This is a genomic window from Marinobacter fonticola (genome assembly GCF_008122265.1).
Taxonomy (GTDB): Bacteria; Pseudomonadota; Gammaproteobacteria; order Pseudomonadales; family Oleiphilaceae; genus Marinobacter_A; species Marinobacter_A fonticola.
This window is the reverse complement of the sequence record NZ_CP043042.1, coordinates 1,554,974-1,571,382: the sequence shown is the minus strand read 5'-3', so window position 1 is coordinate 1,571,382 and position 16,409 is coordinate 1,554,974. Positions and strand designations below refer to the sequence as shown.

The window sequence follows — 16,409 nt, the reverse complement described above, 5'->3', positions numbered from 1 at the left end:
CTTATTCGCCGGAACATTGGCTTGCCGGATTTATCATCGCTGACGAAGCACGACGCCATGGCTATCCCCTTTTGCGGACGCGAACTGCAGCCGATCGAACGCGGCAGCGCCAAACGCACCCCCCGTCCACATCACCACAGCGTGGCAAGTTCCAGCAGCCAATGCACGCTCCGCCAGCGACAAGGCATCATGCTGACCGGTTGAACGCAGCACGAGGAGTTCGCCAGCAACGATGCCATGCATCTGCTGCCACTTTTGCATCAGCGTTTGAGGTGGGTCGATCCACGCCAGCCAGCGGCGCTCCTGGTTCAGCTGCGTCAGCATCGATAACAGCAACTGCATATTCTCAACCTGCGCCTCTGGCAGGATAATTTCGGTGACGTTACCTTCCGGCCTGTTCGGAGCAGGCGGTATGGCCGCGTCAGAAAGGTCCTTGTTAGAGCCACGGCCCGCGGGGAGAGTCACCGCGCCTGAACACGCGACCGGACTCGCTCGCCACCCATCTATCGCCGGAGCGCCGGATGAGGGGCGAGCCACGGCGTTCGACGACAACACAGCATTGTTGTAAGTCAGGTTCTGATTAAAACTAAGCTGCTCCACGAGACACCTCCAATGCCATACACGCCAAATTCTAGGTCGGTCAGTGCATATCCGAGCGACGAATCACACCCACACCAAGGCCTTCGATAAATAACTCCTGCTCGGTCAGATCGATATCGATGGGTTCGAATTCGTCATTTTCCGGCAATAGGTACACGTGGGTTCCTTCCCGCTTAAAACGCTTCACCGTCACTTCCTCGCCGACGCGCGCTACGACAACCTGGCCACTGTGGACATCCTGCGTCCTATGGACCGCCAATAGGTCGCCGTCGAAAATACCGATATTCTTCATACTCATGCCGCGCACACGCAGCAGGTAATCTGCAGAGGGGGAAAAAAAGGTCGGCTGAAGAGCACAATAATCGTCAATATGTTCTTCTGCGAGAATCGGGTTACCGGCCGCCACCTGCCCTACAATAGGTAGACCGGGGTCTTCCTCGGCCTCGGGCAGCCGGATGCCCCGACTGGCACCGGGCACCATTTCAATGGCACCTTTGCGAGCCAATGCCCGGAGATGCTCTTCCGCCGCGTTGGCGGATTTGAACCCCAGCTCTCGCGCAATTTCTGCACGGGTGGGCGGATAGCCTGTCTCACCCACATGGCGGCGAATGATATCGAGGACTTGGGATTGTCGCGGTGTCAGCTTCATGCCGTTTACCTGTCTTTATATACAGTAACTGGAACTATATACAGTATTTTATCCAGTGTAAACCCTAATGGCATGAGAGCGGCCAAGAGGCTGCCAACAGCGTGACAACATCCTGAGCCGATTGTGGAGGGAGCTTACTTTACGGAGAATTCTTTGCGTGGCTTGTAGGGAATCGATTCAACTTTCACCTCGTCCACCCTCGCTTGGGCTGGACCTTTGTGTAGCCATTCAACCAGCCATTCAATAGCGGATTCATCGCCACAAGCTACAATCTCGACACCGCCATTAGAGAGATTCTTGGCATAGCCCGAAATCCCTTTGGACTTCGCCTGCTCTTGAGCACTGGCGCGGAAGTTGACGCCCTGCACACGCCCTGATACCACGACCCGAATACACTGTTCTTCCATTACAACAACCTCCCTGAATAGACGTGAAATACGTTCATCTTTTTACCATATACCCTAACGTGGGCGGCGCTCTCTTAAAATGCCGCCATAGTTTGCGTTAACTCGGTGAGTCATGAAAACATTGAGAATTATCAAGGCCGGACCAGGCACCTAGTGCGCTGTTTGGTTAATTCGCTGACTTACTGCGAGCTTCTGAAGGCTTTGGGCAAGGCGCTGGTCTGCAGGCATGGTGCAGCAGGGAATCTGGCCCTAATCACCAACGATACTTGCCCCAGTTCTCGGGGTTGGCCCAATACTTGGAATTGTTCCAGTCCCGGGGCCGGTTGTAGGTCTCGATATCGTAAGCGTAGACCACCGTACCATCGTCGAGGGATGAGTAACGGCGAAAGGCCAGGCCAATCATCTCGTTGAATGACCAGTCGTCTTCCGGCGCCACGCTCACCGCTACTCGACGCGCGCCGGCGTTGCGCAGCCAGCCCAGGAATTGGCGCGCATCCTCATGAGAGAGCGTGCCGAGGAGCCCGGTCACCAGCGCCAGATCGGCCACGCCCGTGAGCCGCTCCCGAACCGAGAGCGGATCCTGCGTCATATCCAACAGCCGGGCGTCGGCATGATCCGTCCAGATCCGTCCGACCTTACGCGCCGTATCGCCGGCAACAATCAAGTGTTTGGGATGGAATTCGCCCAGCAACTGTTTGAGGATTCTTTCGAGCATAGCGTCCTGGCCGATAGTCATTGATGGCCCAATCAGTTTAACAGGCCACGCCGCCGACCGCCCTTGTTCGGCTCTCGCCCAGCCCGGTTTCAAGACATCGTTGCCGACTGTTCATCGTGAGGACGGCTCTCTGTGATAAAGTGGACAACAGTGCTAGCGAAAAAATCCCGAAAAACAGCGCTTGCCAGGATTTTATCGAAACATCCAGCCTCGTCGAGCGGTAGCGCGGGATTGATTTGCGACCAAGTAAGGAGACCGCATGAGTCAAGATCAGGCATGCCGGATGCCGACTATCCGGAATACCCGGGATGGCAAGGAGCGCCGCGTCGGCGTGGAGATCGAGATCTCCGGCCTGCCGTACGACAACCTTGTCAGCCTTTCCGCTACTCTCCTCGAGGGTAAAGCCCGGCTCGAATCCCGCTACGTTAGCAAGATCAAGACAGCGATGGGCGACTACACCATCGAATTGGACTCCGATCCGATTAAGGACCTCGATCTGCAAGACGAACGCCTGCCGGAATCTATCCGCGAACTCGGGGGGCATGCCATGGAGATGATCGACTTCGCGGCTGAACGCATCGTACCGCTGGAAATCATCACTCCCCCCCTTCCCTTGTCAGAACTCGAGACCGTCGAGCAGCTATGCGACAGTTTGCGGGAAGCAGGCGCACTGGGTAGTCGGGAAGCGTTACTTTATGCCTTCGGGATGCAACTGAATCCGGAGTTGCCAGACCTGGAACCGGCTACCCTGGTCAATTATTTCCGCGCATTCGCGGCGCTCTACGAGTGGCTCAAGGCTCGGCACCAAATCGACATCAGCCGCAAGTTCACCACTTACATCGAGCCTTGGCACAACGATTATGTCGACATGATCATGGAGCCGGATTACGCGCCGGACCAGAGTCAGTTGATGCGTGATTACCTGCATTATAACCCGACTCGCAATCGGGCCCTGGACCTGTTGCCGCTGTTTGCGCACCTGGACGAAACACTGTTGCGCGAGTACGTGGACGACGAAAGGGTCAAAGCCCGGCCCACCCTGCACTACCGCCTGCCCGACTGCGATATCGACAATCCTAAGTGGCACTTCTCCAGCGTCTGGAATGACTGGGTCGTGGTGGAAGAACTTGCGACAGACCCCGAGAAGCTGACAAATCTGATGGCAGAGTACCGGCAAAGCCGCAAGCTCAGCTTCAAGAATCTGACGACCAGCTGGAAGGATCGCTGTGACGAATGGCTGAAGCAGAACCAGGCCTGACCATAGGCATCAGTGGCCCGGCCCGGCAGCGTCTGACTCACCGCTTGATTCGTTTTGGGCTGAGCATTTATGGCGCAAAAACACTCTTTATTCGCCCGGGATCGAAAGTGGATGTCAGCATGCTCGACGGTTTGGTCTTGTCCGGCGGCACTCACGTCCATCCCTCCCGATACGGCCAGGAACCGGAAGTCAGTGCGCGTTATGACCGGACTCGGGACGAGACCGACTGGCGCCTGCTGACAGAGGCTCAGGCTCATCGGCTTCCGGTGTTGGGTATCTGTCGCGGCGCGCAGCTCATCAACATTTTCCGGGGTGGTTCGCTGTGCCAGGATATAACCCCACTCCGGGTCAATACCCGTCACCGCCCGCTGCTCCTCCCGCTGCAGACGGTGCGCCTGGTGCGCAATAGTCTGCTGGGCCGAATCATGCTGGGACCCACCATCGGCGCCAACCGTATCCACAGTCAGTCCATTAAACGATTGGGACGGGGCTTACGGGTGGTCGCTCTGGACAACGATTATTTCGTGCAGGCGGTGGAAAGCGAGGAAGGACATTGGCTGTTAGGTGTGCAATGGCATCCGGAATACCTGCTTTACCATCCACTGCATCGACGCATCTTCGAGCAGTTCGTGGCGGCGGTACGGACCCACAAACTCAATCGCCTCGGTCATATCGAAGGACCGGCGCTATGAAGGCTCGCAGCCGAAAGCTCGGGTCCCTTAACGCAAGAGTTTAGGACGTCTAGAGCGCAGTCAGGTATTTGGTAAGAACCCCCTTCAACTGTTTGAGGGTTTCCGCATCCTGTTCGGCGGCGGTGAGATTTTTTTCTGCGTAGCGGCGAAGATCCTCACGGGTCCGTATGCCAGCAGGGTCTTGCCCCGTCAGCTCCAACAGAACCTGCTGTTCCCTGCGCGTCAGACGCACTTGCTGCCCGTGCACCAGCATGAAACTAACTCCGTTAAATCCAATCTCAATGAATTCAGTCGAACACCCAAAGGCCCCTCTAACATCCGGACGACCTTACGGCATCCAGGACTTTTTTAGTGACCTTTATCGACAGATAGACCTAAAACATCAATTAGACAAGGAATCGTATTATGTCATTTGATTTGCGCCATGGTCAGCAACGCTTTACGGGCGCTTTATTGCTGGCTCTGAGCCTGATGCCGGCCACAACCCTTGCCGGTGAGGTCAGTGTGACCGGAGAGGGTAAGGTGGAGTACACCCCAGACAGTGTCCGTCTACAATTCACGGCCCGAGAGCAAGACAAGACCCCCCAGGTCGCCACCGAAGCGGTCAAAGGCAAGATGGCTCAATGGGAAGAGGCTGTCAGCGCTTACCGCAATCAGCTGGAGGATTACGACAGCGCCACGCTGAACCTTTACACGCAGCAGCTTCCGCCGGCCAAGGAGGGGGAGCAGCCGCGTTCACGGGCCGTTGCCTCGCAGTCGGTGAGTTTCACCCTGCCGGCGCTGGATTCGCTCAATCCCGTGCTGCAGGCGGCCCAAAGCAGTGGCCTTGAGTACCATATCAGTGAGGGCAACTTCTTCCACGCCAACGAAGAGGCGCTTGAGCGTGAAGCGCTCGGTAAAGCCATCGACGACGCACGGGAGCAATGCGAGTTCATCGCCAAGCGCCTGAATCAGGCTTGCGGGGAGGTCAAAATGCTGTCCACCAGTTTTGGCGGTCACCCGGCGCCAATGATGATGGCCGAAGCCCGGGGTAAATCCGGACCGGTAACGGCCATTGGGGACCGGGAAGTGACCGTGACCGTCAGTGCGACCTTTGAAATCGAGTAATGCGTAGATCGCGTAGTGCATAGATCGAGCGATGCGGAAACCGAGTAGTGCGCTGTCCGGTTAGTGCCGCAACCGCCCCCTAAAAGTCCCGGGTATAGAACAGATCCAGCGAGGCAGCCAGGCCACTGGCCGCCTCCAGATAAAAATAGCGCCCGAGGTCGTAGCGCAACGCAACCGTGGTAATCGGGTCGAACACGCCAACCCCATACCGCACGGAAAGGTCGTCGGTAATATACCCGCTGGCTACCACACTGGCATCTTCACCCGAGCCTTCCGCTTCCAGCCTGAGATCCTTGATGCCGAACTCTTCGCCAATACCGCGTGTCAGGTCATTGGTTCTCGCCAGGCCCAGACTCAGAGCCGCCTGCCCCACCTGACCCTGATCGCCACTGGAGCGTAACGGGCGACCGAGAATGACATAGGACAGCGCCTCCTGCTGTGGCATGGACGGCTCGGAGAAAACCTCCGCCTCTGGCTCAGCCGCCGGGCCGCTAAGACGAATCCCCGCAACCACATTGTCCACACTGCGCACCGCCTCGATATCGATATACGGCTGGCTGATCGGTCCCACGAACAGCAACCGTGCGCGCCGGATTTCCAGCTCCTGCCCGTAAGCCTCGTAGGTGCCGTCTACCAGTTGCAGGGCGCCTCGGGTATCGAGATTGTTGCCGATTCGCAGCTCCCCCTTGAGATCGCCGGTGACACCGAAGCCCTCGAAGGTCACCTCGTCCTGCCCCACGACAACGGTGACATCCATGGACAGCTGTGGCCCGGATGCAACCTCCTGCTCCGTACCGACGATCACCTCGTCGTCGGATACGGATACCGCTTGGGGCGGCAACTCTCTGACCTCAATCCGCCCGCGCGGCACTTCGATGCGACCGCTCACCGTAAGCTGCTGATCCTTCAGCGACAGGCTCAGATTGGGCGACATTTCCAACTGGGCATAGGGTTCATACAGTAGCGGCAGGCGCTCGCCTTTCAGTTGGAGCGCAAAACTCGGCGTCTGCGTGCTCCAATCGACCTGGCCGTCCAACGTTGCCTGGCTGCGGTCATTCGGCCGCACTGTGCCGGCAATGTTGGCTTGGCGGCCGTTGAGCTTAACCTCGACGTCGATATCCTCTAGGGGCATGGGAATGGCGGCATCCAGCACCTGGCCGTTATTCAGCCTGACGACACCGTAGACCTCAGGATTCAATAAGGGCCCCGACAGTTCACCCTCGCCGCTGATCGTACCGCTGATGGATTCCAGGCCGGCAAACGGCTCGACGACCGCCAGGTTGAGGCCGGAGAGCGCGTAAGTCCCCTGCAATGTACGGTCGTCATCGGTCGGATCGAGGGCAAGATCGACATCAAGCCGGCCCAGTTGCCCACCCTGGAAATCCAGCGCCAATGTCGCGTCGTTGGGCTTGAGCCCGATCTCGGCCGAGAGGACGTCGTAGTCGATCCGCTGCCAGTCCTCTTGCTGCAGAATAGCCACCTGTCCGGGTCCGGCGTCAAGAGTGATACGACCGTTAGGGCCGCTCTCGTCGAGGGTGAGGTCGATACTGCCGTCAATTTTTGCCTGCCAACGGAAGTTTTCCGGCCACAAAGCAGCCAAGGCGTCTACCGGGAAACTGTCCAGCCGATAGCTGATCTGCTGGGTGGGCAGCAGCACTTGATCTTCAGCACATAGACTGCTGGCCTCCCAACGCCAGCAATGCGCGCCCAGGGTCAAACGTCCCGCGCCGGTGTAGTCCAGTGACGCCGGATCATCCAACGCCCATGACTGACCGGCGGATTGCACCTGTGCGCTAGCCAGGACACCTGACCAGATATCGCCCAGCCCGCCTTCCAGCGCGGCCTGAAACTGCACTTCGGGGTTATCGAGATCAAGGCTAAGACGATGGCTGCCCCGGGTGCCGTTGAGGGCAACATCGATCTCGCCGATAACCTGCTCCCCGGCTCTCACGCCACGGGTGCTGAGGTTGGCATCGAGACGCTCACCCTCTTCAACCGAGGCCTCAAGCTGCAGTTGGGACAGCATGAAATCTTGCCAGGCGACGTCCGTACCGGTCAGGTTCAACTGGCCAGCGGGGGCCTCCAGGGTCCCGGAAACCGCGCCCTTGCCATTGAGACGTCCTACCAGTCCTGGCCAAAGCTGGTCCAGTTTGGGCATTGCCAGCTCGAAATCTGCCTGCAACTGGTCCGCCCAGCGTCCAGACGCCGTGATTTGGTTTTCGCCCACACTGAGATTGAACGGTTTTAAGACCCAAGCGCTCTCGGCGCCCTCTACGTGGCCCTCCGTTTCCAGCGGGTTGCCTTGCCATTCCCCCGTCAACGCCCAATCACCCGTGAGTTCCGGACCGGACGGCGGCAGTGATCCGACACTCGAAATCCGGCCATTCAGCGCGCCTTGCAGCGCCGGAACCCAATACCCCGGGTCGAATTGATTGAGCTGGAACGCCCCATCCCAGGCCAAAACGTCTGCAAAGTCGATGGTCGCCTTGCCGTTAACCCCTCCGGCACCCGTGTTGACGGCCACGTTGGAGACAGTGACTTGAGCCATGTCGCCCTCGGCATCCAGCCCAAAGTCGGTGGGCCCCGCGGGTCCTTCGGCCTGACCTTCGAGATGTGCGCTGTAACGCTCGTTGTCGTAGTTGAAGTCGGCAGACAAAGTCTGCAATTGGACCGGCGGCGCACTCATCTCCGGCAACAGGCTGTACCAGGGAAAACGGTTCAGCGTGAGCTGCCCTTCGGCGGCGAGAGTCTCAAGCCATTGCACCTGGCCGGCCAGCTCGACCGCTTGCGGAGAGGCGCCGGTATGGTCCGGACCGGTCAAACGCAAGCGGATATTTCGCGCCCGGTCGGTATACACCCGGCCCCGCAAATCCAGCGCCACGGGCCCCGCTGTGCCCGGAAGGCTGGCCTGGGTGTTCAGTTTAAAGCCGTCCTCCAGATTGCCGTCCAGCTCTAGCGTCCACTGATTCAGCACCAAGGTTTCAGGCAGGCTGGCGAGGGGCACGAAGCGCTCGCTGCTGAGTTGAACCTCGGCAGGGATACCGGGTTCGAAAGGCTGTGCCTCGGCACTTAGACGCGCATCGAGATAACCCGAGCTGGTGCCCTTCAAGCGTAAGTCGCGCGCGCTGCCCGCCAAGTTCAGATCAAGGTTCAACTCGCCTTCCGGAGCCGGCAGGCCCACCTCGACGTCCAGGTTCAGCGGCCAGTCCCCGCGAGTCTCCAGACGCCCCTGCGCAGCAACGTCCACGGTTTCAGTCGCCAGATCCAGAGTGGCGACATTCCAGGCCGCGCCAGATGCTTCGACAGAAAGGGTCAACGATTGCCAGACTTCGCTATCGTCCACGCTGAGCGGGCCTAGCCGAACTTCCCCCACCGACAGGCCCACCGGCAAATTGACGTCCGGAAGCTGAAAAGGCTCGTCCTCCGTCGTTTCCTCGGAAGCCGGCGCGAGCGTGATATCGATCTTTTCTGCCAACAGCTTGTCGATACAGAGCCGGCCCTGGAAAAGACATTGGGGAGACCACTCGAAGACGAGTTCGTCGATCTCCGCGATGACGCCAAAGCCTTGCCAGCGTAGAGACTGGGCCGCCCATCGATCCAGGACGGATCCCTGCCCTGCTTCAACGGTTAGGCCGGGCACCTGGTCGATCAACCACGCGGTACCGGTTTCCGAGCGCAGAAGCAGGTAGAGGCCCAACACCACCAGCAACACCAGCGCGACGAGACTGCCGAGGATCCATAGCAGAACGCGCTTCATAATTCCGGCCCCATGGAGAAGTGGATCCGCCAGCTACCGCCCAAGTCCTCGTCCAGGCCGTTAGCAATATCCAATCGTAGGGGCCCGACGGGGCTTACCCAGCGCACCCCGAGGCCGACACCGGTCGCTAGCGGATCGGTCAGACTATTGATCGCATTACCTCGGTCGTAGAATGCCGCCAGGCGCCATTGGTCGGTGATCGGGTACTGGTACTCCACACTGCCCGCCACGAGATAGCGCCCACCTATGGTGTTGCCGTCATCGTCTTCCGGCGACAAGGTTTCGTAGCCATAACCCCTCACGCTCTGATCCCCACCCGCGAAGAAACGCAGCGAAGGCGGCACATCGTCAAAGTTGTTGGTGGCGACGCCACCTATCTGCAAACGCCCAAGAAACCGGTGGCCATCGCCGACGGTAACGAGACCGCGGGCAACACCCACGACATGGAAGATATCGGCGGTAGAGAGGAGTCCGCGATGAGCGCCGGTCACATCCAGCTGCAATCGGTAGCCACGGGATGGGTCCAGCGGAGAGTCGACCGCCAGCTTGGAGTAACCGAGGCTCGGCAGAAGCAGCTGACTATCGCCCTCCTCTTCGCCGATGGTATAACGCTCGCCTTCCCAGCGCAGACCAACGATTCGCGTCCAATCGTTAACGGTTTGATGGCGCCATTGCTGGCCGAAGGTCAGGCGCTCGGATTCCACATCTTCGATATCCTCGCGCTGATAGCCGGCGGCAAAGCGAAGGGCGTCGGTCATGGGCGGGTCGAGCGGCAGCTCGTAATATGCGGTGACGTTCTGGCGCGGAGCCGATAGCTCGGTCTCTGCGCCTCGGCGGTGCCCTCTGGAGTTGATCCAGTACTCCGTCCAGGTGCCACGGAATCGTGGCCCCACATCCGTCGAGAAACCGACGCCCGCAGCCACCGAGCGTGGATCCCGCGCCCGAAGCCTAACGTTGACCGGCACCCGCAGGTCCTGCGCCTGCTCGGAAGCGGCATCGACAATCACACTGCCGAAATAGCCGCTGTTGGAGAGGTTGCTATCGAGCTCCGCCACCCGGTCCGCGCTATAGGGTTCGCCGGGCTGGATTTCGACAAAGTCTTCCAGAAGTTCGTGCTCAAAAGTGCCATCGCTTTCGAACGACACTTCGCCGAACGCGTAGCGTGGTCCGCTAGTGAACACGAGACGAACTTCCGCGGTGCCCGCGTCCGGGTCGACCCGCAATGTGCGTTCGGTGAACTCACCCTGGAAATAACCGAGAGTTCTGGCCTGGTTGCGTATTCGTGAACGCACCGACTCGTAGGTACCGTGGTTGACCACCTCGCCCGGCGCAATCTGCGAAAGGGCACCGATTTCGAATTCGGGATCCTCCGACGCTGGACCCTCAATGCGCACCACGCGCTCGGTAATCTTCACCGGCTGCCCCGGCTCAACCTCGAAAATCAGCGTGGGGGGCTCGCCGTCCTCGATGCGCGAGCGTATGGCTGGCGAATAGTAGCCGAGCGCGCGCAATGCCTCGCGCACCTGGGATTCGGCATGGCTTTCATAGCGACGAAGACTGGCAGCGGAGCGGTCTTCGACAGTGCCGACAAAGTTAGTGGCGTTCTCCTGTAACGCAGGATAATCCCCCTGCACACGAACAACGACCTGCCCCGCAGCATGCGCCAGGGAGGTTGATACAACGGCCGTTAACAGAATGCCAAATAGCGCGAGAAGGCGTATTGTTCTGATCGTCAAAACCTCTTCGTCCCGAGACCACCGACCAGGCGTATGCTACAGAAAATCAGGCGTCCATGCCCGATAGCAAGATTACATCAGGGTACCGCCATTCATTACGTTAGGATACTTCGTTACGTTTGGATATTTTGACGGTCCATTCAAAAGCCGACAGAGGATTTTCCCCAGAGGTTCCGGCAAGGGTGGGGCTACAACTGCCCGTATAGGACACCGTAGTAGATGGCGAAAAAATGGCAGGCACCGCCACCGACGACAAACAGATGCCAGATGGCGTGATTGAACGGAATCCTTTGGATTAGATAGAAGATAACGCCCAAGGTGTAAGTTATCCCACCGGCTATCACCAGCCACAGTCCCACACTGTTGAGGCTCGCCGCCAGTTCAGCCGAGGCGAAGACGATCATCCAGCCCATAAACAGATAGATACTAATCTGCAGCGCTTGAAAGCGATGACCAAATACCAGTTTCAGCGTAATTCCTGCCGCCGCCAAGCCCCAGATCACGCCGAACAGCGTCCAGCCAACGGCACCCCTCATATTCACCAACAGGAACGGCGTATAGGTTCCGGCGATCAGCACGAAGATGGCGCAGTGATCCAACATCTTGAAGATCTGGCGCAAACGGGGTTGCTTGGCACTGTGATAAAGCGTCGATGCCAGGAACAGCAACGTCATGCTCGCGCCATAGATGCTAAAACTGACGATTTTCCAAGGGTCCGCCGCCAAGCTGGCTAGAACGATCAGAACCACCATGCCGGCAATACTGAATAAGGCCGCCAGCCCGTGGGTGATCCAATTCAGCCACTCCTCCACGACCGGGTATTCCTGTGCAACGTCGCCGTTAAAGGATGCGTGTGGTTTACGGCTCAAGTGCCCTCCAGAATTTTAGTATTCCAGCGTCAAATTTCAGCTTACAACTGTACGCTGAAATAATCCGATGTCAAAGCAGCCGATATCTGTTTGGGCAGCATGGAGCTTTATGCCCGCCTCGGCTACAGTAGTGCGAGACGACGAGAAAATAGGCCCGCGATTTCAAGATCCTCGACCTCTTCGGGGCTCGTAATTCCCCAATCGGGTTCGCCCGATGGTAGGCTTATGTCCGACGTACGCGTGTCAAACCGACATTCGTGATAAAGGACCAGCCAGGCGAGGCGCATGTTTACAATCAACCGGGCAAACCTTCGCAGTAGTCATCAACTGATCTGGTTTATTGTCGATTTCCTGATGTTGGGGCTGCTATTCCTTAATATCGCCTGGATTATATTCGACTCACTTTACGCTATCGAAGCCATCAACGAGTTGCTGTTTGCCTATGCAGCGCCGTTCGCCGAGTTTTACCAGCCCATCCACCGCAACTTCTTCTTCTATGACCTAATCTTCGTCAGTATCTTTTTGAGCGAGTTCGTCGTGCGCTGGATTGATGCTATTCGCATCCGGGTTTATCAGCGCTGGTATTTTTATCCGTTTATCCACTGGTACGACCTACTGGGCTGTATTCCGGTCGGCTCCTATCGCTTCTTACGTGTTCTGCGGGTTATCTCGATCGTTTATCGCCTGCACAAGTATCAGGTCATCGACTTTACCAAGACGCGGGTCTACAAGTTTCTCAAATTTTACTACGAGGCTTTCCTGGAAGAACTCTCCGACCGTATCGTGATCAAGGTGCTGTCCGGGGCGCAGGCGGAAATGACCCATGGCTCGCCGTTGATTCATAATATTCAAAACGAGATCTTGCTCCCCCGCCGCGACCTGTTGACCCAATGGCTGTCGGAGAAAGTCGCCGAGGCCGCCCGAACCGGTTACATTCCCAACCGCGGCGCCTTACGCCATTACCTGGAAAGCTGCGTCGATGAAGCACTCAGTCAGAACGTCGAGCTCAGCCGGCTACGCCAAGTCCCCATGCTGGGCCCGCAGATTACCGAAACCCTGGAGGAGGCTGTCGGCGATATCGTCGCGCAAGTGATCCATCAGATTCTCGACGACCTGGCATCCGCCCGAAACCATGCCTTTATCGACGACCTGGTCTCCACCTTCCTCCAGGAAACCGCGGAAGGACAGGAAACCACCGAAAGCGAGCGTCAGGTTATCCAGGTGGTCAACGAAATCATCGAAGCCATCAAAAAGCAGCTCGAAATCAAGCGTTGGCGCCAGGAGCTTTAATAGTCATCCCGATCAATCGCTTACTAAACCACTCGCTTTTCGGCGAAAGCTATCCGGGCCCGTACGGGCCCGTCAACGCTGAAGCTGTATCTACACTCTTTATCTCCACTCGACATCCGCGCGAGAGCAACTAGCGCTCCAGAATCGCCGTGACACCCTGCCCACCGGCTGCACAGATAGAGATCAGGCCACGACCGCTCCCCCGCTGCTGCAACTGCTTGGCCAAGGTAGCGATAATGCGTCCGCCGGTGGCGGCGAAGGGATGGCCGGTGGCCAGGCTGCTGCCCTTGAGGTTCAGCTTGGCGCGATCGATGCTGCCTAACGGTTTATCCAGGCCCAGGCGCTGCTTGCAAAATGTCGGATCCTCCCAAGCTTTCAGCGTAGAGAGAACTTGGGCGGCAAAGGCTTCATGGATTTCGTAAAGGTCGAAGTCCTGCAGTGTTATGCCCGCACGATCGAGCATGCGCGGTACTGCATAGGCAGGCGCCATCAACAGCCCTTCCCGTTTATCGACGAAATCGACAGCGGCTACTTCGGAGAATGTCAGATAAGCCTGAATGTCCAGATTGTTCGCCTTGGCCCACGCCTCACTGGCCAGCAGAACGCATGACGCTCCGTCGGTCAGCGCGGTGCTGTTCGCAGCGGTCATGGTGCCGTTCTCACGATCGAAGGCGGGCTTGAGCGTGGCGAACTTTTCCAAGGTGGTTTCCGGACGCAGCACGTTGTCTTTTTCCAGCCCAGCCAGCGGCGTCACCAAATCCTCGAAGAAGCCCTCCTGATAGGCCGCAGCCAGCTTCTGATGGCTTTCATAAGCCAGTAAATCCTGGTCTTCACGCGGTATTTTCCACTCATGCGCGGTGATCTGGCAGTGCTCGCCCATGGACATGCCGGTGCGGGGCTCTCCATTCTCGGGAAATTCCGGGACCAGATGGCTGGGCCGGAAACGTCCCAGAATTTTCAGCCGCTCGGTATGGGTTTTGGCACGGTTCAGGTCCAGCAAAATTTCGCGCAACCCCTCGCCGACTCCGATCGGCGCGTCAGAGGTGGTGTCCGTGCCACCGGCAATGCCACATTCGATCTGCCCCAGAGCGATCTTGTTGGCGACCAATATGGCGGCCTCCAGCCCAGTACCACAGGCCTGCTGAACGTCGTAGGCCGGCGTTTCCGGCGCAAGGCCGCAGCTGATGACCGATTCCCGGGTCAGGTTGAAGTCTCGTGAATGTTTGATCACGGCGCCAGCAGCGACTTCTCCCATACGCTTGCCTTCCAGACCATACCGGTCGACCAGTCCACGCAGCGTCGCAGTCAGCAGCTCCTGGTTACTCAGTTTGCTATAAGCCGTATTGGAACGGGCAAACGGGAGGCGGTTACCGCCGATGATGGCAACGCGCTTCACCTGTTGCGCCGATGGGCCGCCGGCTTTTTGCGCGCCGGAATTGTTTGTCTGTGCCATGAGGTTATCCTGTCATTCGAAGGGGAATGTCCGGCAGTCTAGCGTGGCCGGTCCAGCGCTCATTGGCAGGCCTGACAACGGCCCCAGAGCGTTAAGTCAATTCAAACGATCTCAGCTCCCATACCATGAGCCGGGAGATCCTGATTGGACTCTTTGTACTTGTGCGGCGTTCAGAGCGATCCTGTATCGAGGCGCAGCTCGGCAAGGTGCTTCCGGTAGCCATTGAAAAATACCGCAACGCGGACAAGCATCGCTCTGAACGGTCCATAGGGCAAGCCCCGAGACACCGTGTATTAGACGCTTTACGACGCTTGGCAAGGGCTCGACGGGTACTAAGATCTATTCAGCGGCTCGCTAACTTTGCGATGCTTATAACAAGCAAGGAAACCACTATGTCAGACCTTTACTTCAAGCTCGTCAATACGCCGGTCGGCAAATCCGCCGCCAACACCCTGGGCCTGCCTGCGCCGGTGGTGCTGAAACGTTGGCAGCGCACAGATCAGCCTTTCATCGAAGGCGACATTCTAATAGGCGCCGCCGAGGGCGCGCGCGCCATCCAGACTTTGGGCAGCCTTGTTGGCGCCAGTCCCGCGCGCGTATTTCATGCCTCGGGTGCGGAGCGTCTGATCGATTCTGCCAAGGCGGGCAGCAAAGCCAAGCCGCTGGATATTGCCGGCAACATCGAGCGGACATTCTCGGCACTGATATTCGATGCTAGCGGTATCAAGAACACGACAGAGCTCCGTTCTCTCTACGATTTCTTCCATCCCGTAATCCGAAAGCTCGGCAGGAACAGCCGCGTCCTGGTGATCGGCCAGGACCCTCACACCTGTCGTAAGCCCGCTCACGCGGCCTCACAGCAAGCGCTGGAAGGGTTCGTGCGCAGTATTGGCAAGGAGATCGGCAAGAAAGGCGCCACCGCCAATCTGATCTGGATCGCCCCGAACGCCGAGGAACGAATCGATTCCAGCGTTCGCTTCTTCCTGTCTCCTCGCTCAGCCTATGTCTCCGGCCAAGTGGTCAAGATTGGTAAGGCGGAAACAGGCAACAATGCCACAAACCCGGTCGCCCCCCTGGCTGGCAAAGTGGCCCTGGTCACCGGTGCCTCACGCGGTATTGGCGCGTCCATTGCCGAAACCCTGGCCCGGGACGGTGCGACCGTGATAGCGCTGGACATCCCGGCGGCGATGACCGACCTGGGGACCGTTGCTAGGCGCATTGGGGGGCAGCCGCTGGCCTGCGACATTACCGAACCCAACGCGCCCAAGCTGATCGCCGAATTTATCGAAGACATGGGCAACGGCATCGACCTGATCGTTCATAACGCAGGGGTGACCCGGGACAAGACTCTGGGCAACATGCCCGAGCATTTCTGGGATATGGCAATCGCCGTCAACCTGACCGCCGAGGAGCTGATCGACGAAGAATTGCTCAAGCGCAAGCTGATTCGTGAGAACGGACGCATCGTCTGCGTATCCTCCATCAGCGGCATCGCCGGTAACTTTGGCCAGACCAATTATTCCACCTCGAAAAGCGGCGTCATTGGCTATGTTGAAGCCATGGCACGCTCGCTGAAAAACGGTATTACGATCAATGCCGTGGCACCGGGTTTTATCGAGACGCAAATGACAGCGGCGATGCCACTCACTATTCGCGAGGCCGGCCGGCGCATGAACAGCCTATCTCAGGGCGGCCTTCCGGTGGACGTGGCAGAAACTATCGCCTGGTACTGCAATCCCCAGTCCGCAGGCGTTTCCGGAAATGTCGTGCGGGTGTGCGGTCAGTCACTGGTCGGCAAGTAAAGCCGTCCGCACCAACATCCCCGGCTTCGGTCGGGGGATTTTCGCTCGGACGAGATGCACGACCTGACTACAAC

At 58.4% G+C, this 16,409-nt stretch carries 14 protein-coding genes; 5 read left to right on the top strand and 9 right to left on the bottom strand.

Translation table 11 applies throughout. The features are described from left to right. Positions 1–33: 33 nt before the first annotated feature. The 4 genes from FXO11_RS07015 to FXO11_RS07000 form a co-directional block, all read right to left on the bottom strand. Positions 34–600: a cell division inhibitor SulA gene (locus FXO11_RS07015; protein WP_148862321.1), complete on the bottom strand. Its 567-nt coding sequence runs from the start codon at positions 598–600 to the stop codon at positions 34–36. A 40-nt stretch (positions 601–640) separates the two neighbouring features. Beyond that, on the bottom strand, positions 641–1,249 hold the full coding sequence (gene lexA, locus FXO11_RS07010) for a transcriptional repressor LexA (RefSeq protein WP_148862320.1): 609 nt from the start codon (positions 1,247–1,249) through the stop codon (positions 641–643). A 134-nt stretch (positions 1,250–1,383) separates the two neighbouring features. Then, positions 1,384–1,656 carry an acylphosphatase gene (locus FXO11_RS07005; RefSeq protein ID WP_148862319.1) on the bottom strand — a complete coding sequence of 91 codons (273 nt, stop codon included), beginning with the start codon at positions 1,654–1,656 and terminating at the stop codon, positions 1,384–1,386. Positions 1,657–1,909: 253 nt separating this feature from the next. Next, a complete protein-coding gene (locus FXO11_RS07000) occupies positions 1,910–2,371 on the bottom strand; it encodes a DUF6231 family protein (protein WP_148862318.1) in 462 nt (153 codons plus the stop codon). A 259-nt stretch (positions 2,372–2,630) separates the two neighbouring features. Between FXO11_RS07000 and FXO11_RS06995 the strand changes: the two genes are divergently transcribed. Together FXO11_RS06995 and FXO11_RS06990 are read left to right on the top strand one after the other, a co-directional pair. Then, positions 2,631–3,629, top strand: coding sequence for an amidoligase family protein (locus FXO11_RS06995; protein ID WP_148862317.1), 999 nt, complete (start codon positions 2,631–2,633; stop codon positions 3,627–3,629). Continuing rightward, positions 3,605–4,321 (top strand): gamma-glutamyl-gamma-aminobutyrate hydrolase family protein, encoded by a 717-nt coding sequence (locus FXO11_RS06990; RefSeq protein ID WP_148862316.1) that lies wholly within the window; start codon positions 3,605–3,607, stop codon positions 4,319–4,321. The genes FXO11_RS06995 and FXO11_RS06990 overlap by 25 nt, the downstream gene beginning before the upstream one ends. A 49-nt stretch (positions 4,322–4,370) precedes the next feature. Here FXO11_RS06990 and FXO11_RS06985 read toward each other — a convergent pair whose 3' ends face one another. After that, entirely contained in the window at positions 4,371–4,574 is a 204-nt protein-coding gene (locus tag FXO11_RS06985) for a hypothetical protein (RefSeq protein ID WP_148862315.1), read from the bottom strand. 152 nt (positions 4,575–4,726) lie between these two features. On the opposite strand from FXO11_RS06985, the gene FXO11_RS06980 reads away from it, so the two are divergent. Beyond that, the gene (locus FXO11_RS06980) at positions 4,727–5,428 is read left to right on the top strand and encodes an SIMPL domain-containing protein (RefSeq protein ID WP_168203133.1); all 702 of its coding nucleotides are present in this window, start codon (positions 4,727–4,729) and stop codon (positions 5,426–5,428) included. 79 nt (positions 5,429–5,507) lie between these two features. On the opposite strand, the gene FXO11_RS06975 is transcribed toward FXO11_RS06980, so the two are convergent. The 3 genes from FXO11_RS06975 to trhA form a co-directional block, all read right to left on the bottom strand. Then, entirely contained in the window at positions 5,508–9,185 is a 3,678-nt protein-coding gene (locus FXO11_RS06975) for a translocation/assembly module TamB domain-containing protein (protein ID WP_148862314.1), read from the bottom strand. Beyond that, positions 9,182–10,915 (bottom strand): autotransporter assembly complex protein TamA, encoded by a 1,734-nt coding sequence (locus FXO11_RS06970; RefSeq protein WP_455025020.1) that lies wholly within the window; start codon positions 10,913–10,915, stop codon positions 9,182–9,184. Before FXO11_RS06970 ends, FXO11_RS06975 begins: the two co-directional genes overlap by 4 nt. A 194-nt stretch (positions 10,916–11,109) precedes the next feature. Further along, positions 11,110–11,790, bottom strand: coding sequence for a PAQR family membrane homeostasis protein TrhA (trhA, locus tag FXO11_RS06965; RefSeq protein WP_148862313.1), 681 nt, complete (start codon positions 11,788–11,790; stop codon positions 11,110–11,112). A 285-nt stretch (positions 11,791–12,075) separates the two neighbouring features. Here trhA and FXO11_RS06960 point away from each other — a divergent pair, with 285 nt between their 5' ends. Continuing rightward, on the top strand, positions 12,076–13,080 hold the full coding sequence (locus FXO11_RS06960; RefSeq protein WP_148862312.1) for a hypothetical protein: 1,005 nt from the start codon (positions 12,076–12,078) through the stop codon (positions 13,078–13,080). A gap of 130 nt (positions 13,081–13,210) precedes the next feature. On the opposite strand, the gene FXO11_RS06955 is transcribed toward FXO11_RS06960, so the two are convergent. After that, a complete protein-coding gene (locus FXO11_RS06955; protein ID WP_148862311.1) occupies positions 13,211–14,533 on the bottom strand; it encodes an acetyl-CoA C-acetyltransferase in 1,323 nt (440 codons plus the stop codon). 392 nt (positions 14,534–14,925) lie between these two features. Between FXO11_RS06955 and FXO11_RS06950 the strand changes: the two genes are divergently transcribed. Continuing rightward, a complete protein-coding gene (locus FXO11_RS06950; RefSeq protein WP_148862310.1) occupies positions 14,926–16,335 on the top strand; it encodes a 3-oxoacyl-ACP reductase in 1,410 nt (469 codons plus the stop codon). Positions 16,336–16,409: the final 74 nt, after the last annotated feature.